The following is a 23,262-nucleotide window of genomic DNA, read 5'->3' as shown; positions in this document are numbered from 1 at the left end:
CGGAAATTCGCCAGCCGATCCCAGCCCGCGAAGAAATCCGACATGTACATGTCCATGTAGGACTGCGGCGCCATCTCCTTGATATCGGCACCCGCGGCGAAAGCCTTCTCCGAACCGGTGATCACCACCGCGCCGATCGAGTCGTCGGCCTCGAGCTCGTCGAGCGCGGCGACGACATCGTCGAGGACCTGCTTGTTGAGCGCGTTGAGCGCTTTGGGCCGATTCAGCGTGATCCAGCCGACCCGGCCCTTCGTCTCGAGCAGGATGGTCTCGAATTCGCTCATTCGGCGGCCTCCCCGGACCGGTCGCGGATGTCGGTGACGATCGCCGAGAAGTCCCGGCCGCCGTCGGTCTGGTTGAATCGCTCGTAGATCGCCGCGGCCAGTTCGCCGAGCTGTCCGTCGATGCCGTTGGCGCGCAACGCGTTCGCGGCGAGGGTGAGGTCCTTGGACATGAGCGCCGTGGCGAAGCCGGGCTGGTAGTCGTTGTTGGCCGGGCTGGCCGGGACGGGACCGGGGACCGGGCAGTAGCTGGTGAGCGCCCAGCTCTGGCCCGAGGCGGTGGACACCACGTCGAAGAACGACTGGTGGCTGAGCCCGAGGCGCTCGCCGAGCACGAGGGCCTCCGAGAGCCCGATCATCGAGATGCCGAGCAGCATGTTGTTGCAGATCTTGGCGGCCTGGCCGACCCCCGCGTCACCGCAGTGCACGACCTTGCCGCCCATCACCCCGAGGACGTCGCTCGCGTCGGCGAAATCGGCCGCCGCGCCGCCCACCATGAAGGTGAGCGTGCCCGCCGTGGCGCCGGCCACGCCACCGGAGACGGGCGCGTCCAACGGGCGGTGCCCGGCGGCGACCGCCTGGGCCGCAGCGGCTTTCGCGTCGGCGACATCGATGGTGGAACAGTCGATGAACAGGGTGTTCGGCTCGGCGGCGGGCAGCAGCTCGGCGTACACGTCGAGCACCAGCTTGCCGTTGGGCAGCATAGTGATCACCATGTCGCGGCCGGCGGCCGCCTCGGCGGCGGTGGCCACCACGGTCGCGCCGTCGGCGCGCGCCTGGCCCTGGGCCGCGGGCACCGGGTCGTAGGCCAGTACGTCGTAGCCTGCCCGCACGAGGTTGGCCGCCATCGGGGCGCCCATGTGGCCGAGGCCGAGGAAGCCGATCTTCTTGGTCATCGCTGTGTCTCCTGTGTCGTGGCCCGCAGTTCCCGCTCACCCAGCTCGGCGAAGTACGCCGACACCAGGTCGTCGGTGACATCGGCGAGGGTCGCGGGGGCCCACCGCGGATTCCGGTCCTTGTCGATGACCTGGGCGCGGATGCCCTCGACCAGGTCGTGCGAGGCGAGCGCGGCGACGGAGACCCGGTACTCCTCGTCCAGCACCGCCTCGAGGCTGTCCAGCCCGCGCGCGGCACGCAGGGAGCGCAGCGTGACCTTCAGCGCGACAGGCGATTTCGCCAGCAGGTCGTCGGCGGCCTTGGTCGCCTCCGGTGCGTCGGCGGACCGCAGGCGTGCCACGATCTCCTCGACCGTGTCGGCGGCGTAGCAGGTGTCGATCCAGCTGCGCTGGGCGAGCAGGTCCGAGGCGGGCGCCGGCTGGGCGACCGCGGCGATCGCCTCGTCCACGCTCCGGGTGCGCAGGGCCGCGAGGAGTTCCGGGAGCGCGGCCGACGGCACGTAGTGGTCGGCGAAACCGGCCGCGATCGCGTCGCCCGCGGTCATCCGCGCGGTCGTGAGCGCGATGTGGGCGCCGAGTTCGCCCGGCGCGCGCGAGAGCAGGTAGGTGCCGCCGACATCGGGAACGAAGCCGATGCCCACCTCCGGCATCCCGATGCGGGAGCGCTCGGTGACGACGCGGTGACTGCCGTGCGCGGACAGGCCGACACCACCGCCCATCACGATGCCGTCCATGATCGCCACGTACGGCTTGGGGTAGCCGCCGATCAGCGCGTTGAGCAGGTATTCGTCGCGCCAGAAGCGCCCGGTGGGCGAATCCGCGCCCGCCGTACCGTCTTTCGCGTCGGCGTGGATGGCGACGATGTCGCCGCCGGCGCACAGGCCGCGCTCCCCCGCGCCGGAGAGCACCACCGCGCGCACCGCGTCGTCGGCGGCCCAGGCGCGCAGCGCGTCGGTGATCGTCAGTGTCATCGCGTGATTGAGCGCGTTGATGGCCTTGGGCCGGTTCAGGGTGATGAGGCCGAGGCCGTCTTCGACGGCGATCAGCACCTCGGGTTCGTCGGTCATGCCGCTCCTGTCACTGCGCGGGCGACGACCACCCGCATGATCTCGTTGGTGCCCTCGAGGATCTGGTGGACCCGCAGGTCACGCACGATCTTCTCCAGCCCGTACTCGTGCAGATAGCCGTAGCCGCCGTGCAGCTGCAACGCCTTGTTGGCCACCGCGAAGCCGACATCGGTGGCGAAACGCTTGGCCATCGCGCACAATTCGACCTTGTCCGGCGCCCCGGCGTCGAGCGCGGCCGCGGCCCGCCACAGCAGTGTGCGCGCCGCCTCCAGCTCGGTGCGCATATCGGCAAGCTCGAACCGCAGGGCGTCGTTGCGGACCAGCGGTGTGCCGAACGCGTGGCGCTCGGTCAGGTACGGAACCGCCTTCTCCAGCGCGGCTTGCGCACCGCCGACCGAACACGCGGCGATGTTGAGCCGCCCGCCGTTGAGCCCGTTCATCGCGATCGAGAAGCCGTCGCCCTCGGCGCCGAGCCGGTTGGCGACCGGAACCCGTGCCTCCTCCAGGATCACCTGGCGCGTGGGCTGGGCGTTCCAGCCCATCTTCCGCTCGTTCGGTCCCACCGTGAGTCCCGGGGTGTCGGCGGGCACGATCAGGGCCGAGATGCCACGCGCGCCGTCGCCGCCGGTGCGCACCATCATCACGTAGACGTCGTTGGCGCCCGCGCCGGAGATGAACTGCTTGGCGCCGGTGAGCACGTAGTCGTCACCGTCACGAACGGCCTTGGTGCTCAAGGCCGCCGCGTCGGACCCGACGCCCGGCTCGGTGAGGGCGTAGCTGCCGAGCAGCTCCATCGAGGCCATGCCGGGCACCCAGCGGTGCCGCTGCTCCTCGGTGCCGTACGCATCGATCATCCAGGTCGCCATGTTGTGGATCGACATGTACGCGGCCACCGCCGGGCAGCCGGTCGCGAGCTGTTCGAAGATGCGCACCGCGTCGAGCCTGCGCAGGGCCGAGCCGCCGACGTCCTCGGCGACGTAGATGCCGCCGAGCCCGACCGGGCCCGCCTTGCGCAGGACGTCGACCGGAAAGTGTTTGTGCTCGTCCCAGTCCAGCGCGTTCGGCGCGAGGAATTCGTCGGCGAACTGGCGCGCGGTCTCGGTGATCGCCCGTTCGTCGTCGTCGAGAGTGAACATCGACGCTCAGTCCATCGTCGGGATGACGAAGGCGTTGGACTCCTTCAGCCCCGCGGGCCAGCGCTGCGTCACCGTCTTGGTCTTGGTGTAGAAGCGGATCGAGTCCGGGCCGTGCTGGTTCAGGTCGCCGAAGCCCGAACGCTTCCAGCCACCGAAGGTGTAGTACGCGATCGGCACCGGGATCGGCACGTTGATGCCGACCATGCCGACCTGGACGCGGGCGGCGAAGTCGCGGGCGGTGTCACCGTCGCGGGTGAAGATCGCCACGCCGTTGCCGTACTCGTGCTCGTCGGCCAGGCGCAGCGCCTCCTCGTAGTCGCCCGCGCGCACGACGGTGACCACGGGACCGAAGATCTCCTCGCGGTAGATCCGCATGTCGGCGGTCACCTTGTCGAACAGGCTCGCACCGACGAAGTAGCCGTCCTCGGCGCCCTCCACGGTCAGCCCGCGCCCGTCGACGACCAGCTCGGCGCCTTCATCGATGCCGATCTGGACGTAACCGTTCACCCGGTCCACACCGTCCCGGCCGACCAGTGGGCCGAAGTCGGCGCCCGGATCGTCGGAGCGGCCGACATTGAGCTTGTGCACCCGCTCGGTCAGCTTCGCGACCAGCCGGTCCGCGGTCTCCTCGCCCACCGGGACGGCCACCGAGATCGCCATGCAGCGCTCGCCCGCCGAGCCGTAGCCCGCGCCGATCAGCTGATCGGCCACGTCGTCGAGGTCGGCGTCGGGCATCACGATGGCGTGGTTCTTCGCCCCGCCGAAGCACTGCGCGCGCTTGCCGTTGGCGGTGGCGGTCTCGTAGATGTACTGCGCGATCGGCGTGGAGCCCACGAAGCCGACGGCCTTGATCCGCTCGTCACGCAGGATCGTGTCCACGGCTTCCTTGCCGCCGTTGACCACGTTGAACACCCCCGGCGGCAGCCCCGCCTCGAGGAACAGCTCGGCCAGGCGCAGCGGCACCGAGGGGTCACGCTCGGAGGGCTTGAGCACGAACGCGTTGCCGCACGCCAGGGCCGGACCCGCCTTCCACAGCGGGATCATCGCGGGGAAGTTGAACGGGGTGATGCCCGCGACCACGCCGAGGGGCTGGCGCATCGAGTACACGTCGATGCCCGTGCCGGCGCTCTCGGTGTACTCGCCCTTGAGCAGGTGCGGGATACCGACGGCGAACTCGATCACCTCGAGGCCGCGCTGGATGTCGCCCTTGGCGTCGGCGAGGGTCTTGCCGTGCTCGGACGACAGCAGCGCCGCCAGGCTGTCCATCTCGTCGTTGACCAGCGTCAGGAATTTCATCAGCACCCTGGCCCGCTTCTGCGGGTTGAACGCCGCCCACACCGGCTGCGCGGCGGCCGCGTTCGCGATGGCCGCCTCGACCTCGGCGGTGTTCGCCAGCGGGACCCTGGCCTGCACCTGGCCGGTGTTGGGGTCGAACACGTCGCCGAACGCGCCCGAGGCGCCCGTCACGTGCTCGCCGCCGATGAAGTGGGTCAATTCGCGAACCATGCCAGTCCTTTGCCGAGGGTCGATGCGCGGAGCGCAAGTCTGAGGTTATCCAATAGTTGGATGTCCATGTAAATGGCACCATCGCATCCATGGGGGAACTCTGTCAATGCCGGTCCGAGTATCGCCCGACTATTGACAGAATGCCAACAGAGTGTCCACTCTGGTGCCGCAGGACCCCACAACGAGAAGAGGACCCCGATGACCACCGACGCCGACTCGGAGCTGCACGGCCTGGCCGAACTGGCCCGCAACTTCTTCGCGAACACCGTCGCGCCGCGGCGCGAGGAGTTCGCCGCCCAGGGCTTCCCGAGCCGGGAGGTCTATCGGCAGGCGGGTGAGCTCGGCCTGCTGTGCATGTCGATCCCGGAGGAATACGGCGGCGGCGGTGGCACTTTCGCGCACGAAGCCGTGCTGTTCACCGAGCAGGTCAAGGGCGGCGACTCGGCCATGCAGCTGGGCGTGCACACCGGGATCGTGCCGCACTACCTGCTGGCCTACGCCTCGGAGGAGAACAAGAAGCGCTGGCTGCCCAAGCTCGCCTCCGGCGAGTGGATCGGCGCCATCGCGATGACCGAACCCGGGACCGGCTCGGACCTGCAGAACATCGCGACCAAGGCGGTCAAGGACGGCGACGACTACCTGATCACGGGCGCGAAGACCTTCATCTCCAACGGCCGCAACTGCGATCTGCTCATCATCGCCGTGAAGACCGATCCGACACAGGGCGCCAAGGGCGTCTCGCTGGTCGTCGCCGAGGTCGCCGACGACACCCCGGGCTTCGAACGCGGCCGGCTGCTGAAGAAGGTCGGCCAGAAGGGCCAGGACACCACCGAACTGTTCTTCGACAACCTGCGGGTCCCGCGGGCGAATCTGCTCGGCGCCGAGGGCGAGGGCTTCATCCAGCTGATGCAGCAACTCCCCCAGGAACGCCTGATCTGCGGCGTCGCGGCGGCCGCGGCGATCGAGGCCGCCGTCGCCGAGACCCTCGCCTATGTGAAGCAGCGCAACGCCTTCGGCAAGCCGCTGTTCGCGATGCAGAACACCCGGTTCGAGCTGGCCGAGTGCGCCACCATCGCCGAGGTGGTGCGCACCTTCGTCGACGCCGCGGTGGAGAAGCACCTGCGGGGCGCGCTCGATGTCAAGACCGCCGCGATGGTCAAGTACTGGACCACAGATCAGCAGTCGCAGGTGATCGACCGCTGCGTCCAGCTACACGGCGGCTACGGGTACATGGAGGAGTATCCGATCGCGCGCATGTGGGCCGACGGCCGCATCTCCCGGATCTACGCCGGCGCGAACGAGGTCATGAAGGACCTGATCGCCCGGTTCCTCTGAGCCGCGGCCGCTACTTGGCGTCGCCGTAGCAGTCCACGACGGCGGTGGTGAAGGGGAACCGCACCGGGGTCGGTCCGAAGGCGATCCGGCCCGCGGTGTCGGCCGCGGTGGCGATCGCCTTGGCGACCGCCGCGGCTTCCTCGACCGGACAGTGCACGATCACCTCGTCGTGCTGAAAGAAGACCAGCTCGGCGCGCAGCCCGGCGTGGAAGAGGGTGTGGCGCAGGCCCGCGAGGACGAGCAGCGCCCAGTCGGCGGCGCTGCCCTGCACGACGAAATTCCGGGTGAAGCGGCCGCGCGCCCGCGCCGCGGGGGTGCCGGTGAAACCGGCGAGGTCGTGCTCCGGGATGGCCGACAGGGGTGTGCAGGTGCGGCCCAGCCACGTGCGGACGAGGCGGCCTTCCGCGCCGGCGTCGGCCGCGTCGTCGACGTAGGCGACCGCGCGCGGGTACCGGCGGCGCAGGGCCGCCATGTGGGTGAGCGCGTCGCCGGAGGTCTGGCCGTAGATGGCGCCGAGCAGGGCGAGTTTCGCTTCGGACCGGTCGCCGCCGAGACCGCGCGCGGCCAGATCCGCGTACAGGTCATCGCTGCGGCTCGCCACGTCCATCAGGCCGGGGTCGCGGGAGACGGCGGCCAGGATGCGCGGCTCCATCTGGTCGGCGTCTGCGACCACGAGCGTCCAGCCGGGGTCCGCGCGGATCGCCTGCCTGATCACCTTCGGAATCTGCAGGGCGCCACCACCATTGGTGGTCCAGCGGCCGGTCACGGTCCCGCCGGGTAGGTATTCGGGCCGGAATCGGCCGCCGTGCACCCACTGGTCGAGCCAGGACCAGCCGTGCGCGGTGTACACGCGATACAGCGATTTGTAGGCGAGCAGCGGCGCGACGGCGGGATGGTCGACGCGCTCGAGTTCCCATTTCCGGGTGGAGGACAACACGATTCCCGCGCGAGCGAACGCCTTGACGATCTCGTTGGGCAGGTCGGCGCGCACCCGGACCCCGCCGAACGCGCGCGACACCTCGTCGGCCAGCTCGGCCATCCGCCGTGGTTCCCCGCCGGCGAATCGTTCGCCGAGCATGCCGTCCAGGAGTTCGCGGTGGATGTCGGCGCGCCACGGGATCCCGGCCCGCGACATCTCGGTCGCGACCAGCATGCCCGCCGATTCGGCGGCGAGCAGCAGCCGCATCCGGTCGGGATGTTCGGTCCGCGCCGTCCGGGCGAGCTGTCCCGCGTAGACGGCGAGCAGGGCGTCGAATTCGTCGACGCCGGGTGGCAGTGGGGCCGTGGCGGATTCGAACAGCGAGGGCTGGGTGTCGGCGGCGCGCAAGGGCGCATCGGGCGGCACGGGCAGGTTGTGCAGCCGGGCCCAGGCGGCCGCGAGCGAGCGCGGCTGACCGGATTGGCCCTCCTCGTAGCCGATCAGCAGGGACTCGGCGGCCTGGACGTCATAGCACCGGTCGACCCGGACGCCGGCGGCCAGCAGGGAGCGGTAGATCTCGGGCGTGGATCGCCATACCCACCGTTCGACCAGGGGGCGGGCCCGGATGGCCGCTACTGTCGACGGCTCCGTCTCGACGGGTCCGGCGGGTCTGCCGTCCGGGCCGAGCGGGCACAGGCGTGCGCCACCGTCGCCCGTCTCCGCCACCGCCCACCGCATGCCGTGAGTCTGGCAGCAGGGTCCGACACGACGGCCGCGCCGCGCGGACCCCGCCGTCCGCCCTCATGCCGAGGCCGGTGCCTTCGCTTCCGCGCCTTGCGGTTTCGCGGGCCACCAGACCTTGTCGCCCAGCAGCTCGAACAGCGCGGGCACCACGAGGGTCCGCACGACGAAGGTGTCGAGGAGGATGCCGACGCCGACGACGATGCCCAGCTGGGTGAGGGTGATCAACGGCAGCACACCCAGCACACAGAAGACCGCGGCCAGTACCGCACCGGCGCTGGTGATCACCGCGCCGGTCGAGGCGACCGCCCGGACCATGCCCTGCGTGGTGCCGTGCGTGGCCGCTTCCTCCCTGGCCCTGGTGACGAGGAAGATCGTGTAGTCGACGCCCAGCGCGACCAGGAACAGGAACCCGAACAGCGGGACATTGGTGTCGAGTGCGGGGAATCCGAAGACGGTGTCGCTGATCCAGCTGCCCGCGCCGAGGGCCGCGAGCGCGCTGAGCACCGTCACGCCGACCAGCAGCAGCGACGCGGGAACCGCCAGCAGCAGCACCAGCAGGACGAGCAGGACCACGGCCAGGATCAGGGGAATCACCAGCGCCTGGTCGCGGCGCGCGGCGTCCCGGATGTCGAGGGCCTCCGCGTCGGACCCACCGACCAGCGCTTCCGCGCCGGGAACGGCCCCGACCGCGGCCCTGATCCCCTCGACGGTGGTGAACGCTTCGGCCGAACCCGGCGCCGCGTCGAGGACGACCGACCACCGCGACCGATCCTCGTCGGTGCCGGTGCGGGTGGCCCCCGAGACGCCGTCCACACCGTCGAGCGCCGACTGCACGGCGGCGTCGGAGGCGGTGCGCGCGACCACCACGGCCGGGTCGGCGGCGCCGGACGGGAAGTGCGCCGCCATGGTCCGCAGCCCGTCGACGGATTCGGCTTCGACCCGGAACTGCTCGGTGCGGGAGAGCCCGATGTCGGTGATGAGGAGCCCGGTCGCGAAGACCACCAGCACCGCGCCCGCCGCGCCGGCGACGAGGGCGGGGCGGCGCACGACGCGTGCCGCCACCACGGCCCACATGCCGTGCTCGGCCGGATCGCGGCCGTCCGCGGCGGGCACAAACGGCCAGAAGACGCGGCGTCCGCACAGCGCGAGGGCGGGCGGCAGCGCGCAGAGCACGAAGATCAGGGCCACGACCAGCCCGGCGGCGGCGAACGCGCCGAGGCTGCGGGTGTTGGGCAGCGCCGCCAACAGCAGGGTCAGCAGCGCCACGACCACGGTGACATTGCTGGCGACGATGGCGGGTGCGGCATGGCGCACCGCGGCCCGCAGCGCCGCGCGATGATCGGCGTGACGATGCAGCTCGTCGCGGTAGCGCGACACCAGCAGCAGCGCGTAGTTGGTGCCCGCGCCGAACACCAGCACGCTGGTGATGCCGGAGGTCGAGCCGTCGAAGGTGAGGCCGGTGAGCTGGGCGAGCGCGGTGCCGACACTGGTGGCGACCCGGTCGGCCAGGCCGACGACGGTCAGCGGGACCAGCCACAGCACCGGCGACCGGTAGGTGAGGATCAGCAGCGCCATCACCACCAGCGCGGTCACGATCAGCAGCAGCGTGTTGGCGCCGGAGAACGAGTTGGCGATGTCGGCGCCGAAGGCGGGCCCGCCGGTCACCTGCACGCGCAACGGCTCCGGCAGGTCGGTGGTCACGGCGGTGCGCACCTCGTCGATCCGATCGGTGAGCGCGAACCCGTTGAGGTCGGCCGGCACCGGGACCGGAGCCAGCGCGGCGCGGCCGTCCGGCGCCGGGACCAGGCTGTTCGCCGCCACCCCGGCGCGCACCAGCGCGGCATCGAGTGCCGCGAGATTCGCCGGGGTCAACGCGCCGTCGTCGGTCCGGGTGGCCACCGCGATGGCCGCCGCCTCCCCCGCGCCGGGGAACCGCGCCAGCGCCGCGGCCGCCCTGGCGGACTCCGACGTCGACGGCAACGACACCGGCGCTCGACCGGCGCTGTCGTTGCTGCCCGCCAGCCCCATGACGGCCACCGCAGCCGCCACCACGGCCAGCAGCAACACCCACGATCGCCGCCCGGTGACCAGCCGGGCGAACCGGTCCCAGCCCTGTTGCTCGTTCGCTCCCATCACGGACCGTACTATTTCAGAAACTTAACTACCTGGCAATGTCGACCGACCCCGGGCGGCTAAGCTCGCAGCCGGACCGAGAGGAGACAGCGCGTGGACGAACACACCGCGAACATCGATCCCGCCCTCGACCGAGCGGGGCTGGAGACCGAGATCGCGCGGGATCTGCGTGCGCTCACCGCGATCTCCGAGCAGATCGGGCATGTTTTCGCGCGCTCGAACAGCTTGCGGCCCAACGATTTCCGCGCCCTGATGCACGTCGCGACCGCCGAGGCCGAAGGCGCGCCGGTGACGGCGGGGCAGTTGAGCAGGCTCATGGGCGTCTCCGCGCCCGCCGTCACCTATCTCGTCGAGCGGATGATCGAATCCGGCCACCTCGAGCGGGTGCCCGACGAGACCGACCGCCGGCGCGTCCATCTCGGCTACACCGACCACGGGATGTCCGTGGCGGCCGGCTTCTTCGGTCCGCTCAGCGCGCGCACCAGGGCCGCGCTCGCGGAGCTGCCCGACAGCGACCTGGCCGCGGCCCATCGCGTCTTCGTCGGGATCACCTCCGCGTTGCGCGAGTTCTACGGCGAGCTGCCGGGACAGACCGCCGGCTGACCGCGCGCCGGCGAGATCGCTTGCCGCACACCTCGGCGACGACAGCGCGGGCAGCGTGCGGAGAGCCCTGGCGTCGAGGCGATCGTCGCAGAGCTCGGCCGGCACACTGTCCCGCAAGCCACCGCCGGGCGCCCCGGCCGCTCGTGGCGGGAGGCCACTGCGGCGTCAGTCCGTCGAGGCGGTGGCGGAGGCGCCGCTTCGGACGCGTTCCGCCGCGGCGATGGTGGCGGCGCCGAGGTCGGCGAGCGCCGCACTCGACAGCCGCGAATCCGGACAGGAGACCACGGAGGCGATGACCGCACCGCGCTCGTCGCGGATCGGTGCCGCCACGGTGACCACGGCGTTCTCCGGCCCTAGCTCCTCGGGCAGATAGTCGATGGTGATGAGCTCGGTGATCACCGACCCGAGCTGGGCCCGCAGCGCCTCGGTGATCGGCGAATTGCGCAGGCCCGCGAGGACTTCCAGCATCGGCGTCGAGTCGTCGACGAGGCGCTCGACCGAGTAGCCGCGCGTACGGATCTCGGCGAGGACGCGCGCGAGCCGGTCCCGGTGCGCCGGGTCGGCGGTGGCGAGCCAGGCGCGCTGTGCCACCTCCGGCTCCCAGGCGATGAACTCACGGCAGACCGGCGGCGCGAGCGGCAGCCGCCGGCCCGCGCGGATCCAGCCGGCCGAGGGCTCCCCCACCACCTCGGTGACGACGATGCTGTCGCCGTCGCGTTCGGCCAGGAACACGGGGTGGCCGGTGCGGTCGGCGAGCGCGCGCAGGTGGGGCGCGGCGGTGCGGCGCAGCGGGAACGCGGCTTCGGCGCGGCGGGCCACGGCCAGCAGCCGCAGGCCGATGCCGTAGCAGCCGTCGTCGTCGCGGACGGTCCAGCCGTCGGCGGTGAGCTGGGTGAGCACCGCGTGCGCGGTGGCCCTCGACAGTCCCGCCTCGCGCACGATGCGTGCCAGCGACAGCCGGTCGGTGGCGTGCCGCGCGAGAAGTTCCAGCACTTTCACGACCCGCTGCGTCGGCGGGGAGGCCACGCCGACGACGGAATCTGCGCTCACCTCTTGACCGGCGTCGGCGGCCGGGCTTATCGTCGGCGTCACAATATCGAACGATAGCGTCGAATATTCGACAACGCAAGCCCGGGTCGATCATCGGCCCGGCGCCGCGACACAACGAAGTGGGTGAACAGTGCAGACGGGGTACGAGCTGTCGCACCTGGCGGCCTTGGAGGCCGAATCGGTGCACATCTTCCGGGAGGTGGCGGCCACGTTCGAGCGACCGGTGCTGCTGTTCTCCGGCGGCAAGGACTCGGCGGTGCTGCTGCACCTGGCGCGGCGGGCCTTCTGGCCGGCGCCGCTGCCGTTTCCCCTGCTCCATGTGGACACCGGCCACAATTTCGAGGAGGTCATCGACTTCCGTGACCGGACCGCCGACCGCACCGGCGCCCGGCTGCTGGTCGCGCGGGTCCAGGACGACATCGACGCGGGCCGCTCGGTGGAGCGCCCGGGCGGCACCCGGAATCCACTGCAGACGACCACTCTGCTGCGCGCCATCGGCGAGCACCGGTTCGACGCGGTGTTCGGCGGCGCCCGCCGCGACGAGGAGAAGGCCAGGGCCAAGGAGCGGGTGTTCAGTTTCCGCAACGCCTTCGGCGAATGGGATCCGCGGGCGCAGCGCCCCGAGGTCTGGAACCTCTACAACGGACGGCACCAGAAGGGCGAGCACATCCGCGTGTTCCCGCTGTCGAACTGGACCGAGCTCGACATCTGGGAGTACATCGACCGCGAGGCCGTCGAGCTGCCCACCCTGTACTACGCGCACCGGCGCTGCGTCGTCGAGCGCGACGGCATGTTGTTGTCGGTGGGCCCGTTCCTGACTCCCGAACCCGGCGAGACCACCGTCGAGGCCACCGTGCGCTTCCGCACGGTCGGCGACGCGACCTGCACCGGTTGCGTCGAGAGCGGGGCCGACACGGCGGCGAAGGTGATCGCCGAGACCGCGGCCACCCGGCTCACCGAACGTGGCGCCACCAGGGCCGACGACCGGATCTCCGAGACCGGCATGGAAGACCGCAAGCGAGAGGGCTACTTCTGATGAGCCGCAATCTGTTGCGCCTGGCGACCGCCGGCAGCGTGGACGACGGCAAGTCGACGCTCATCGGCAGGCTGCTCTACGACTCCAAGTCGCTGTTCGACGACCAGCTCGCCGCCATCGAGCGGGTGAGCACCGAACGCGGGGGCGCCGCGGCCGATCTCGCCCTGGTGACCGACGGGCTGCGCGCCGAACGGGAGCAGGGCATCACCATCGATGTCGCCTACCGCTACGTGACGACGCCGCGGCGCAAGTTCGTCATCGCCGACACCCCCGGCCACGTGCAGTACACCCGCAACATGGTCACCGGCGCCTCGACGGCCGACCTGGCGCTGATCCTGGTCGACGCGCGCACCGGAGTGTGCGAGCAGACCCGCAGGCACGCCTTCCTGGCCACCCTGCTCGGGGTGCCGCACCTGGTGGTGTGCGTGAACAAGATGGACCTGGTCGACTGGTCGCAGGAGCGGTTCGAGGAGATCCGCGCCGAATTCGCCGCCTTCGCCGCGAAATTGACCGTCGGCGATCTGAGTTTCGTGCCGGTCTCGGCGCTGCTCGGCGACAATGTGGTCGAGCCGTCGGCGCACATGCCCTGGTATCCCGGGCCGCCGCTGCTGCGCCACCTCGAGGACGTGCACATCGCCTCGGACCGCAACCTCATCGACGCGCGACTGCCGATCCAGTACGTCATCCGGGCCCAGCAGGGTCTCGATCACCGCAGCTACGCGGGCACCGTCGCGGGCGGCATCTTCAAACCGGGTGACGAGGTGGTGGTCCTGCCCGCCGGCCACGCCTCGCGGGTCCGCGAGATCTGGGGCCCCGGCGGCACCAAGGTCGACGAGGCGTTCACCGGGATGGCTGTGTCGCTCACCCTCGACGACGAGATCGACGTGGGCCGTGGCGATCTGCTGGCGCGGCCCGGCAACCGCCCGCAGATCGGGGCCGAACTGGACGCGATGGTGTGCTGGTTCTCCGAGACCACGCACCTGCGGGCCGGGGCACGGTATCTCGTCCGGACCGCGGCGCAGATCTCGGGCGCCGAGGTGATCGGCATCGACTACCAGCTCGATGTCAACACGCTGCACCGCATCGAGGACGCGGAGTCGTTGTCGCTCAACGACATCGCCCGGGTGCGGCTGCGCAGCAGGCAGCCGCTGCTGTTCGACCCGTACCGGGAGAACCGGCGCACGGGCAGCTTCATCCTCATCGACCCGGTCACCGACCAGACGGTCGCCGCGGGCATGATCACCGGCCGCGACACGGGCGCGCACCGCGAGCAGGTGTCGGTGGTGTGGCACCGCTCGGCGGTGACCCGCGAGGACCGCGCGCATGCCGGCGCCACGATCTGGCTGACGGGACTGTCGGGGTCGGGGAAGTCGACCGTGGCGGTGGAGGTGGAGCGTCAGCTGGTCGCGGCGGGACGCGCCGCGTATCTGCTCGACGGCGACAATCTGCGCCACGGCCTCAACGCGGGACTCGGCTTCTCCCCCGCCGACCGGGACGAGAACGTGCGCCGGGTCGCCGAGGTGGCCGCGCTGTTCGCCGACTCGGGCGCCATCGCCATCGTGTCGGTGATCAGTCCCTTCGCCGCGCAGCGGGATCGCGCCCGCACCACGCACACCGAGCGCGCGCTGCCGTTTCACGAGGTGTTCGTCGACACCCCGCTGACCGAATGCGAACGCCGCGACCCCAAGGGCCTCTACGCCAAGGCGCGCGCCGGCGAGCTGCCCGGCTTCACCGGCATCGGCTCGCCGTACGAGCGGCCGGAGCGGCCCGATCTCGTCATCACCCCCGACCTCGGCTCCCCCGCCGAGATCGCCGCCCACATCCTCCGAGAGCTAGGAATCGCAGACCGTTGACCCACTCCAGTACCGCCACCGAGGCCGGCAGCACCGCGCCGCCGGATTCGCTCACCGCGCCGTTCACCGCCGCGGTCGCCCAGGCCGAAAGGCTCATCGCCGGCGCGGAATTCGTGCGTGACGAGGCCGACCTCGCCGAGGGCTACGACTACCTCGCGGCCAGTGTCGCCGCCTGCCTGCGGCTCTCGGGCGCGCACGGCACCAGTCACCCGTACTTCGTCTCCTCCACCGGGCCCTACGCCAAGATGGGCCTGGACAATCCGGACACCCTCTACTACCACGCGAACATCGAGCCCGGCGCCGAGTATCTCGTGACCGGAGTACGCGGCAGCACTGTCGACCTCAGTTTTCAGGTACTCAAGGGCGATTACACCGCGACCGACGTCCCTGGCGGGGAGGACGCCTTCGACGACCGGCGGATCACGATCGCCGAGGACGGCAGCTTCGCGCTCCGGTTCGGGCCGCCGAAGCCCGACCCCGAGCCCGGCTACTTCGCCCTCGGCGAGGGCGCGTCGATGCTCGCGGTCCGCGAGGTCTACAGCGACTGGACCGAACGCAAGGGCTCGATCCGGATCGAACGGGTCGACACCGTCGGCACGGCGCCGGTCGCACCGGATCTGGCGCGGATGCGCAAACGCTACGGCGCCGCGGCGAAGATGCTGCTCACCCGGGTGCACACCTGGTTCAACTTCCCGAAGTGGTTCTACCTGGACCTGCCGGTGAACACGCTCACCGCGCCGCGGCTGACCCCGGGCGGGCTCAGCACCCAGTACTCCTCGGTCGGGCATTTCGACCTGGCCGACGACCAGGCACTGGTGATCACGGTGCCGAAATCGGACGCCCCGTACCAGGGTTTCCAGCTGGGCAGTCTCTGGTACATCTCGCTCGACTACGTCAACCATCAGACCAGCCTCAATCACGCGCAGGCCCAGGTGGATCCGGACGGGATGATCCGCATGGTGGTGAGCAAGGCCGACCCCGGCATCACGAACTGGATCGAGACCACCGGCCGCACCCGCGGAATCCTGCAGTTCCGGTGGCAGCGCACCGACCGGCCGATGACCGAGGCCGAAGGGCCGACCGTGGCCGTGGTGCCGATCGGCGAGGTCGCGCGACACCTTCCCCATATCGAGGACAACCGGATCGACGCCGCCGCCTGGCGCGAACGGATCGCGGCCCGGCAGCGGGCCTTCGCGGAGAGGATGCTCGGATGAGCGGCGCATTGCTGGACGGCAAGGTCGTGGTGGTGTCGGGTGTCGGTCCCGGCCTCGGCCGGTCCATCTGTCTCGAGGCCGCGGCCGCCGGGGCGACCGTCGTGCTCGCGGCACGCACCGAATCGCGGCTGCTCGAGGTCGCCGCGGAGATCGAGGGCGCCGGGGGCGCGACACTGTGCGTGCCCACCGACATCACCGACTCGGCGGCCGTGGAGAACCTGGTGGCGCAGACCCTGGAGACGTTCGGCCGGGTCGACGCGCTGGTGAACAACGCCTTCTCGATGCCGTCGATGAAGCCGCTGGACCGCACCGATTTCGACCACATCCGGTCGAGTCTGGACATGACGGTGCTGGGCGGACTGCGGATGACGCAGGCGTTCACACCGGCCCTGGCCGAGGCCAAAGGCGCTGTGGTGATGATCAATTCGATGGTGGTGCGCCATTCCGAACCGCGCTACGGCAGCTACAAGCTCACCAAGGCGGCGCTGCTGGCCATGTCGCAGACCCTGGCCACCGAACTCGGCGCCAAGGGTGTGCGGGTCAACAGCGTGCTGCCCGGCTACATCTGGACCGATCAGTTGAAGTGGTATTTCGGCGAGGTCGCCAAGAAGTACGGCATCACCGTCGAACAGGTCTATGAGCAGACGGCGTCGAAATCGGACCTGAAGCGGTTGCCCGAACCCGACGAGATCGCCCGCGCCGTGGTGTTTCTCGCCTCGGCATGGTCCTCGGCGATCACCGGCCAGACCCTCGACGTCAACTGCGGCGAATACCACAACTAGGAGCTTTCGCGATGACCGTGCGTACCGATGTCGGCACCGTGGCCGACCTGCACGCCTCAGCCACCAAACTCACCGGGCTCACCGATTTCGGGGCCGACGACTACACCGAGGCGCTGCAGATCCTGCTCGACTCGTATCGCGAGGAGGCCGGGCTCACCGAGCTCGGTTCGAAGATGTCGCGCTTCTTCCTGCGCGGCACCCTCGTGGCCCGCGCGCTGAGCGAGGCCGCGTGGGCGGCCAACCCCGGCTATGTCGACACCCCGGTCACCCGGCCGATTTTCGTCACCGGGTTGCCGAGGACCGGCACCACGGCGTTGCATCGCCTGCTGGCCGCCGATCCGGGTCATCAGGGCCTGGAGATGTGGTTGACCGAATTCCCGCAGCCGCGTCCGCCGCGGGAATCCTGGGCCGCGAACCCGGCGTATCAGCAGATCGACGCGGGGTTGCGGCAGCACCACGTGCAGAATCCGGAATTCATGGGGCTGCACTACATGAGCGCGGCCGATGTGGAGGAGTGCTGGCAGCTGCTGCGCCAGTCGGGAACGTCGCACTCGTATGAATGCCTGGCCTACGTGCCGGGGTATTCGCAGTGGCTGGCCCAGCAGGACTGGACGCCCGCCTACGCTCGGCACCGCCGCAATCTGCAGCTGATCGGGATGAACGACGATCGCCGGTGGGTTCTGAAGAACCCCAGTCATCTGTTCAATCTGGACGCTCTGCTCGCGGTCTACCCGGACGCGGTGGTGATCCAGACCCACCGCGATCCCGCCACGATCATCCCGTCGGTGTGCAGCCTCAACGAGCACGCGACCCGCGGCTGGTCGACCGTGTTCACCGGCGAGACCATCGGCCGCACCCAGCTCGACCTGTGGGCGCGCGGTCTCGCGGAGTTCACCGCGGCGCGGGCGCGGCACCCCGAGGCGACGTTCCTCGACATCGAGTTCGACGACCTGCGCGCCGATCCGTTCGCCGTGGTCGCCGGGATCTACGACCGCATCGGGGCCGAGTTCAGCGAGGGGGCGCGCGCCGCCATCGCTGCCCTCGACGCCGAGAGCCGGACGGGCGATCGCAAACCGACGCACCGGTATTCGCTGGCGGACTATGGGTTGACCGAGGAGATGGTCGCCGAACGATTCGCCTGAGTGTGGTCGATCGGTCCGGCCCCGGGCCGGGCCGATCGTGCCTCGACTAGACCCGTTCGAGCGGGCGGTGCGGACCCTCGGGCCGCTCGACGGTGATGGCGTCGTCCGGCCGCACCGGGCCACCCGCCACGACGACACCCATGATCCCGGCCTTGCGGATCACCTGGCCTTCGTCGTCGCGGTAGGCCACCCGGCTCAGCAGGCCCGCCCGGAACATGTCGATCTGCAGGCACGGATTGCGCAGCCCGGTCACCTCGACCACGGCCTCCGGGCCGATCCGCAGGAGTGTCCCGACCGAGAGCCCCAGCAGGTCGAGTCCGGCGGTCGTGATGTTCTCGCCGAGTTGTCCCGGCGCCACGTCGAAGCCGTGTCCGGCGAGCTCGTCGAACAGTTCGCGCTGCATCAGGTGCACCTGGCGCAGGTTCGGCTGCGTGGGATCCTGCGCGACCCGGGACCGGTGTTTCACCGTCACGCCCGCGTGGGCGTCGCCCTCGACGCCCAGCCCCGCCAGCAACCGGATCCCGTCCCGCCGTTCCTTGGTGAACGTGTGCGCACCGCTACTGCTGACCGCGACCACCGTGCCGCCCATCGCATGCCTTCCCCTGCCTCGAATCCCGTACCGGCCCAGCGTAGTCCGCGAGCCGACCGGCCGCCGCAGGCTCCTGTCAGTAGCCGGCCGACAGAATGCTGGGATTCGCCCGCGCCGGTGATTCCCGACGGGGCAGTTCCGAGCGAACTGTTCGCTCGGGACTTCCGGTGTCAGCTCGGCACCCGTGGTCGGCGGGAGATCCGCGGAGCCGCTGACCGTGTTCACTCCGGGGTGGTGGCGGGCTCGAGGGCGAGAGGTGTTGTGGTGGTGTGCCATCGTCCGTCGGGATAGGTGATGTAGAGGGGGCCCAGGTTGCAGGGGTTCAGGCAGCCGGTGGCGGTGATGAGTGCATCGGGGTGGTCGCGGCGCAGGGTGCGGTGGAGGGCGGCGGCGCCGTAGACGGTGCAGCGGGGGCCGCGGCAGACCAGGATGTGTTGGGTGTGGTCGGGGATGTGGGACCAGGCCGGGCTGCGGAAGGCGCGGGGGCTCGCGGTGACCGGCGTGCCGATCTCGTCCAGACGGGCGCGGATCAGGTCCGCGAAATCCGCGGTGGTGTCCAGGCTTTCGGTGACGCGGATGTCGAGGGCGGTGGTGCGGGTTTCGCGCCAGTTGGCGACGGCGCGGGCGATCCAGGTCTCCAGGTAGCGGTCGCGGGGAACGGCGAGAGGGATCAGGGTGACCGGGAGGTCGTCCGCCGCGGCGCCGTCGAGGGCGTCGTGGATCGTCGGCTCGCCCTGGTCGAGCAGGGCATAGCCGATGCCGCAGGCCTCGGCGAGCGCCGCGACGGCGGCTACGTCGACGCCCGAAGGCGTGGGACGGGCGACGAGGACGTGGCGGCGGGTCATGCGGCACGCACCGAGCGGGCGGCCGGGACGACCAGGGGTGTGCCGGTCATCGGGTCCTCGATCACGGCGCAGGTGACGCCGAAGACGTCGGCGACCAGGTCGGGGCGCACTATCTCGGCGGGCGGGCCCTGGGCGACGACCCGGCCGTCCTTCACCGCGACCAGGTGGTCGGCGTAGCGCGCCGCCAGATTCAGGTCGTGCAGCACGGCGATGATGGTGCGCGGCAACAGGTTCCGCAGTACATCGAGGATGTCGAGCTGATGCGCCAGGTCGAGGAAGGTGGTCGGTTCGTCCAGCAGCATCACCTCCGGTTCCTGCGCGATCGCCAGGGCGAGCCAGACCCGCTGCTTCTGCCCGCCGGAGAGCTGGTCGACGGTGCGGTCGACGAGGTCGAGCGTGTCGGTCAGCGTCAGGGCGGTACGGACCGCGGTCTCGTCGGCGGCCGACCACTGCCGGAACCAGCGTTGATGCGGGTGACGGCCGCGACCGACGAGTTCGCCGACGGTGATGCCGTCGGGCGCCACGGGCTGCTGCGGCAGCATCCCGAGGCGCCGCGCCACCGTCCGCGCGGGGCTGGTCGTGAGGTCGGCGCCGTCGAGCAGGATCGTCCCGGCGCTCGGCGGGATCAACCGGGCCAGCCCGCGCAGCAGTGTCGACTTGCCGCAGCCGTTGCGGCCGACGATGACGGTGAGCGCGCCGGCGGGGAAGTCGACGGTGGCGTCGGTGACGATCGTGGTGTCGCCGTAGGCGAGGGCGAGGTTCGCGGTGGTGAGATGGGCGGTCATCCAGCGTGTCCGATCCGGGTTGCGCGGGCGAGGAGATACAGCAGAACGGGGGCGCCCAGCAGGGCGGTGACCACGCCGACGGGCAGCTCGGCGGGGAACAGGCGCCGCGCGGCCAGGTCGGCGGTGACCACCAGCAGAGCGCCCGTGGTGGCGGCGGGGACCAGTCCCGCGCCGCGTTCGGCGAGCAGCCGACGCACGATCTGCGGGGCGACCAGCGCGATGAACGCGATGGGTCCGGCCGCCGCCGTGGCCAGGGCGGCGGCCACCGCGGCGAGGGCGACCAGGGTGGTGCGGTGCGGACCGCGGCGTCCCGCCAGGGAATTGGCAAGTTCGTCGCCCAGCTCGAGCAGCGGCAGGGAGCGAGCGAGGACCAGCAGCGCGGGCACGACGACGACCAGCGCGGCGACGGCGAACCCCACATGCGTCCAGTCCCGGTTGGCGAGGCTGCCGGTGAGCCACAGCGCGGCCGCGTGCGCCTGGTAGACATTCGCCGTGGTCAGCACGTAGGAGGTGGCCGCGGTGAGCATCGCCGTGACCCCGATGCCGACGAGAACGAGGCGGTACCCGTCGAGACCGTCCTTGCTCGCCACCACGACGATCAGGGCCATGGCCACGGCGGCTCCGGCCATCGCGCCGCCGACGAGCGCCAGGCCCGCGCCGCCCAGCAGCACACTCACCACCAGCGCGCCGAGGGAGGCGCCGGCATTGATGCCGATGATCTCCGGGCTCACCAGCGGATTGGTCGCGATCCGCTGCAGGATCGCGCCGGCGAGCGCGAACGCGGCGCCCACGCCCAACCCGGTGAGAGCCCGGGGCAGCCGGTCGGCGACGATCACGTCGTACTCGATGCGGGTGCCACCGCCGCCGAGCACGCGCAGCACGTCACCGGTGGAGACCGGATAGTGGCCGACGGTGAGCGAGTAGCCCGCCACGGCCACCGCGGTCGCGGCGAGCAGCACCGTCAGCAGCAGTGATCGCCGCTGCACCCGGAGCACGACACGGCGACCCGGCGAGCGGATCAGGAGGGTGCCGTCGGGCAGCACCCGAGGTTCGGTACCGGTCACAGCGTCGCCACCCGCCTGGTGCGCACCAGGTAGAGGAAGAACGGCGCACCCGCGAACGCGGTGACGATGCCGACCTGGATCTCCATCGGCCGGGCGACCACGCGGCCCAGGATGTCGGCCAGCAGCAGCAGGGTCGGCCCGAGCACCGCCGACCACACCACCAACCACCGGTAGTCCTGGCCCGCACAGAAGCGCGCGAGATGCGGAACGACCAGGCCGAGGAACGCGAGGGGGCCTGCGATCGCCACCGCGCCGCCCGCGAGCAGGACGACGCTCAGCGCGCCGACGGCGCGCACCGCGACCAGCCGCGTTCCGAGCGTGCGCGCCATGTCGTCGCCCATGGCGATCGCGTTCAGCGACCGCGCCACCGAACCGGCCAGCACCGCGCCGAGCACGATGAACGGGGCTACGCCCCAGACGGATTCGGCGTCGGCACGTGCCAGCGAGCCGACCACCCAGAAGCGGAAGTTCTCGAAGGTCGTGCGGTCCAGCAGCGTGACGGCGGTGGTGATCGCGCCGCACAGCGCGGCGAACGCCGCGCCGGCCAATGCCAGCTTCACCGGTGTCGCACCGCCGAAACCCAGGGAGCCCAGCGTGTACACGAACAACGCGGCGACCGCGGCGCCGAGGAAGGCGAACCAGACATAGCCCGACGCCGAGGCCACCCCGAGCCCACCCATGGCCAGCACGATCGCCAGCGCGGCGCCCGCGTTGATGCCGAGCAGTCCCGGACCGGCCAGCGGATTGCGGGTCAGTCCCTGCATGATCGCGCCCGCCAGCGCGAACGCCAGCCCGGCGAGGACACCGGCGACGGTGCGCGGCAGCCGGATGTAGCGCACGATCCGGTCGGTGTCGGAGCCGGTGAAATCGGTGAACGCCGCGATCGCCTGGTCCGGGGACAGGGCGTGGGCGCCGATCAGGATTGAGGCGGCACAGGCGACGGCCAGCGCGGCACCGGCCACGAGCAGGCCGGTGCCGCGAACGGCGGGCGTCACCGTCCGAACAGCTCGGGATGGATCAGCGCGGCGACCAGTTCGGTCGCGTGCGCGATCCGGACGCCTGCGGCCCGGTCGGCGAACAGGAACGGGTGCACCGCGCCCGACCGCACGGCGGTCAGGTTCGCGAAGGCCGGGTTCCCGACCAGCTTGTCGACCTGGGGTCGCGCGTCGTCGCGGGTGTAGGTCGCCTTGCAGCACTGGCTGGTCAGGATGATGTCGGGATCGCGGGCGATGAGTTCCTCGGCGCCGATGGCCACGTTGCGGCGCGCGGTCAGGTCGGCGAAGGCGTTGGTCCCGCCTGCCGCCTCGATGATCTGGGTGATGAAGTCGAGGCCGCCTGCCACCTGGTAGGACCCGTCGTCCTTGGGTGTGACCACCGCGACCCTGGGCCGTGGCGCGGTGCCGGTCTTCGCGCGCACCGTGTCGATCCGCGCACCGAGCTGGGCGACCACGGCGTCGGCGCGGTCGGCCACGCCCCAGAGGGCGCCGAGGTCGCGCAGGTCGGCGTAGACGTTCTCGAAGCGCACGGTCTTCGGGTCGATCGCCTCGTCGGCCAGGCCGTCGGCGCTCGGGCACAGCGGGCTCAGCACCCACGTCCGAATGCCAAGCTCCCCCAAGCCCGCTCGGGTGCCGACGCTCTGCTGGGCCGACTTCGCGAACACCCCGTTGAACCCGGACAGCACGAAGTCCGGGTTCTCCGCGAGCAGTTCGTCGCGGCTCGGCAGCTTCTCGGCATAGGCCGACTTCGCCTGCGCCTCCCGGTATTCCGGCAGCACCGCGGCGTCGAGGAACGCCGTGCCGACGAGCCGGTCGGTGACGCCGAGCGCGTGCGCGATCTCGATGGCGGGCTGATAGGCGGCGTAGATCCGCCGGGGTGGTTCCGGGACGCTCACCTCCAGCCCGCAGTTGGCGCGGGTGACGGCGTCGGCGCCGTTCGCTTCCGGAACGGGTGGCGCCGCGCACCCGGTGATGACGATCGCGCAGGCGATCAGCGCGACGCCGCGTAGGCGCGCGAAAACAGACGGAGTCAAGGTGCCGGCCTTCCAGGTCCTCGTGGAATGGGTACTACGTGGCCGTGGCCGGTCTCCTGGCTGACGGGATTGACGCGGCGGATCCACCTTCCCAGGGCACATGTGCCCCAGTGGCTCCGGACGACGGTCTGTCGTCCGGAACGATCCGTCGCTCCCGATCACAGTGGCGAGGGCCGCACCGGTTTCGCACCGATTTCCCGAACACCACGGCTGGCCGGACTGTACCAAGATCGGCGGCGGCGGTGCGCGCCCG

21 protein-coding genes and 1 riboswitch are annotated in these 23,262 nt (G+C 70.9%); of the genes, 7 read left to right on the top strand and 14 right to left on the bottom strand.

Annotated features, from left to right (window positions below; genetic code table 11):
- The 5 genes from AB0H56_RS21535 to AB0H56_RS21515 all read right to left on the bottom strand — a co-directional run.
- The coding region (locus tag AB0H56_RS21535) for an enoyl-CoA hydratase-related protein (RefSeq protein ID WP_357165997.1) at positions 1–284 on the bottom strand (284 nt) is incomplete at its 3' end.
- Positions 281–1,177: a 3-hydroxyisobutyrate dehydrogenase gene (gene mmsB, locus AB0H56_RS21530; protein WP_357165994.1), complete on the bottom strand. Its 897-nt coding sequence runs from the start codon at positions 1,175–1,177 to the stop codon at positions 281–283. The genes mmsB and AB0H56_RS21535, both read right to left, overlap by 4 nt.
- Positions 1,174–2,244, bottom strand: coding sequence for an enoyl-CoA hydratase/isomerase family protein (locus AB0H56_RS21525; protein ID WP_357165991.1), 1,071 nt, complete (start codon positions 2,242–2,244; stop codon positions 1,174–1,176). Before AB0H56_RS21525 ends, mmsB begins: the two co-directional genes overlap by 4 nt.
- Positions 2,241–3,380, bottom strand: coding sequence for an acyl-CoA dehydrogenase family protein (locus tag AB0H56_RS21520; RefSeq protein WP_357165988.1), 1,140 nt, complete (start codon positions 3,378–3,380; stop codon positions 2,241–2,243). The genes AB0H56_RS21525 and AB0H56_RS21520 overlap by 4 nt, the downstream gene beginning before the upstream one ends.
- A 6-nt stretch (positions 3,381–3,386) precedes the next feature.
- Positions 3,387–4,886: a CoA-acylating methylmalonate-semialdehyde dehydrogenase gene (locus AB0H56_RS21515; RefSeq protein ID WP_357165985.1), complete on the bottom strand. Its 1,500-nt coding sequence runs from the start codon at positions 4,884–4,886 to the stop codon at positions 3,387–3,389.
- Between the two features lie 198 nt (positions 4,887–5,084).
- Here AB0H56_RS21515 and AB0H56_RS21510 point away from each other — a divergent pair, with 198 nt between their 5' ends.
- On the top strand, positions 5,085–6,221 hold the full coding sequence (locus AB0H56_RS21510; RefSeq protein ID WP_357165982.1) for an acyl-CoA dehydrogenase family protein: 1,137 nt from the start codon (positions 5,085–5,087) through the stop codon (positions 6,219–6,221).
- Positions 6,222–6,231: 10 nt separating this feature from the next.
- Here the strand turns inward: AB0H56_RS21510 and AB0H56_RS21505 are convergent, their stop codons facing one another.
- Positions 6,232–7,878, bottom strand: a complete 1,647-nt coding sequence (locus tag AB0H56_RS21505) for a bifunctional 3'-5' exonuclease/DNA polymerase (RefSeq protein WP_357165978.1) — start codon at positions 7,876–7,878, stop codon at positions 6,232–6,234.
- Between the two features lie 63 nt (positions 7,879–7,941).
- Positions 7,942–10,017 carry an MMPL family transporter gene (locus AB0H56_RS21500; RefSeq protein WP_357166026.1) on the bottom strand — a complete coding sequence of 692 codons (2,076 nt, stop codon included), beginning with the start codon at positions 10,015–10,017 and terminating at the stop codon, positions 7,942–7,944.
- A 93-nt stretch (positions 10,018–10,110) separates the two neighbouring features.
- Between AB0H56_RS21500 and AB0H56_RS21495 the strand changes: the two genes are divergently transcribed.
- Complete coding sequence (locus tag AB0H56_RS21495) at positions 10,111–10,620, top strand: MarR family winged helix-turn-helix transcriptional regulator (RefSeq protein ID WP_357165975.1); 510 nt, start codon at positions 10,111–10,113, stop codon at positions 10,618–10,620.
- Between the two features lie 165 nt (positions 10,621–10,785).
- Here the strand turns inward: AB0H56_RS21495 and AB0H56_RS21490 are convergent, their stop codons facing one another.
- Positions 10,786–11,670: a helix-turn-helix domain-containing protein gene (locus AB0H56_RS21490; RefSeq protein WP_357165972.1), complete on the bottom strand. Its 885-nt coding sequence runs from the start codon at positions 11,668–11,670 to the stop codon at positions 10,786–10,788.
- A gap of 130 nt (positions 11,671–11,800) precedes the next feature.
- On the opposite strand from AB0H56_RS21490, the gene cysD reads away from it, so the two are divergent.
- The 5 genes from cysD to AB0H56_RS21465 are packed head-to-tail and all read left to right on the top strand — an operon-like array spanning position 11,801 to position 17,697.
- Positions 11,801–12,706: a sulfate adenylyltransferase subunit CysD gene (cysD, locus tag AB0H56_RS21485; RefSeq protein ID WP_357165969.1), complete on the top strand. Its 906-nt coding sequence runs from the start codon at positions 11,801–11,803 to the stop codon at positions 12,704–12,706.
- A complete protein-coding gene (gene cysC, locus AB0H56_RS21480; RefSeq protein ID WP_357165966.1) occupies positions 12,706–14,559 on the top strand; it encodes an adenylyl-sulfate kinase in 1,854 nt (617 codons plus the stop codon). The genes cysD and cysC overlap by 1 nt, the downstream gene beginning before the upstream one ends.
- Complete coding sequence (locus AB0H56_RS21475; protein WP_357165963.1) at positions 14,556–15,773, top strand: hypothetical protein; 1,218 nt, start codon at positions 14,556–14,558, stop codon at positions 15,771–15,773. Before cysC ends, AB0H56_RS21475 begins: the two co-directional genes overlap by 4 nt.
- Positions 15,770–16,555, top strand: a complete 786-nt coding sequence (locus tag AB0H56_RS21470) for an SDR family oxidoreductase (protein ID WP_357165960.1) — start codon at positions 15,770–15,772, stop codon at positions 16,553–16,555. Before AB0H56_RS21475 ends, AB0H56_RS21470 begins: the two co-directional genes overlap by 4 nt.
- Before the next feature lie 11 nt (positions 16,556–16,566).
- On the top strand, positions 16,567–17,697 hold the full coding sequence (locus AB0H56_RS21465) for a sulfotransferase (RefSeq protein ID WP_357165957.1): 1,131 nt from the start codon (positions 16,567–16,569) through the stop codon (positions 17,695–17,697).
- A gap of 46 nt (positions 17,698–17,743) precedes the next feature.
- Here AB0H56_RS21465 and AB0H56_RS21460 read toward each other — a convergent pair whose 3' ends face one another.
- The 6 genes from AB0H56_RS21460 to AB0H56_RS21435 form a co-directional block, all read right to left on the bottom strand.
- A complete protein-coding gene (locus AB0H56_RS21460) occupies positions 17,744–18,286 on the bottom strand; it encodes an MOSC domain-containing protein (protein ID WP_357165954.1) in 543 nt (180 codons plus the stop codon).
- Between the two features lie 221 nt (positions 18,287–18,507).
- On the bottom strand, positions 18,508–19,131 hold the full coding sequence (locus AB0H56_RS21455; RefSeq protein WP_357165951.1) for a (2Fe-2S) ferredoxin domain-containing protein: 624 nt from the start codon (positions 19,129–19,131) through the stop codon (positions 18,508–18,510).
- The gene (locus AB0H56_RS21450; protein ID WP_357165948.1) at positions 19,128–19,916 is read right to left on the bottom strand and encodes an ABC transporter ATP-binding protein; all 789 of its coding nucleotides are present in this window, start codon (positions 19,914–19,916) and stop codon (positions 19,128–19,130) included. The genes AB0H56_RS21455 and AB0H56_RS21450 overlap by 4 nt, the downstream gene beginning before the upstream one ends.
- On the bottom strand, positions 19,913–20,980 hold the full coding sequence (locus AB0H56_RS21445) for an iron chelate uptake ABC transporter family permease subunit (RefSeq protein ID WP_357165945.1): 1,068 nt from the start codon (positions 20,978–20,980) through the stop codon (positions 19,913–19,915). The genes AB0H56_RS21450 and AB0H56_RS21445 overlap by 4 nt, the downstream gene beginning before the upstream one ends.
- The gene (locus tag AB0H56_RS21440) at positions 20,977–21,975 is read right to left on the bottom strand and encodes an iron chelate uptake ABC transporter family permease subunit (RefSeq protein ID WP_357165941.1); all 999 of its coding nucleotides are present in this window, start codon (positions 21,973–21,975) and stop codon (positions 20,977–20,979) included. The genes AB0H56_RS21445 and AB0H56_RS21440 overlap by 4 nt, the downstream gene beginning before the upstream one ends.
- On the bottom strand, positions 21,972–23,009 hold the full coding sequence (locus AB0H56_RS21435) for an ABC transporter substrate-binding protein (protein WP_357165938.1): 1,038 nt from the start codon (positions 23,007–23,009) through the stop codon (positions 21,972–21,974). The genes AB0H56_RS21440 and AB0H56_RS21435 overlap by 4 nt, the downstream gene beginning before the upstream one ends.
- Before the next feature lie 28 nt (positions 23,010–23,037).
- A riboswitch (cobalamin riboswitch) is annotated at positions 23,038–23,253 on the bottom strand.
- Positions 23,254–23,262: the final 9 nt, after the last annotated feature.

It is taken from the genome of Nocardia sp. NPDC050717 (assembly GCF_040654275.1).
Taxonomy (GTDB): Bacteria; Actinomycetota; Actinomycetes; order Mycobacteriales; family Mycobacteriaceae; genus Nocardia.
The sequence above is the reverse complement of the archived record's forward strand: the minus strand, read 5'-3'. Positions and strand labels throughout refer to the sequence as shown.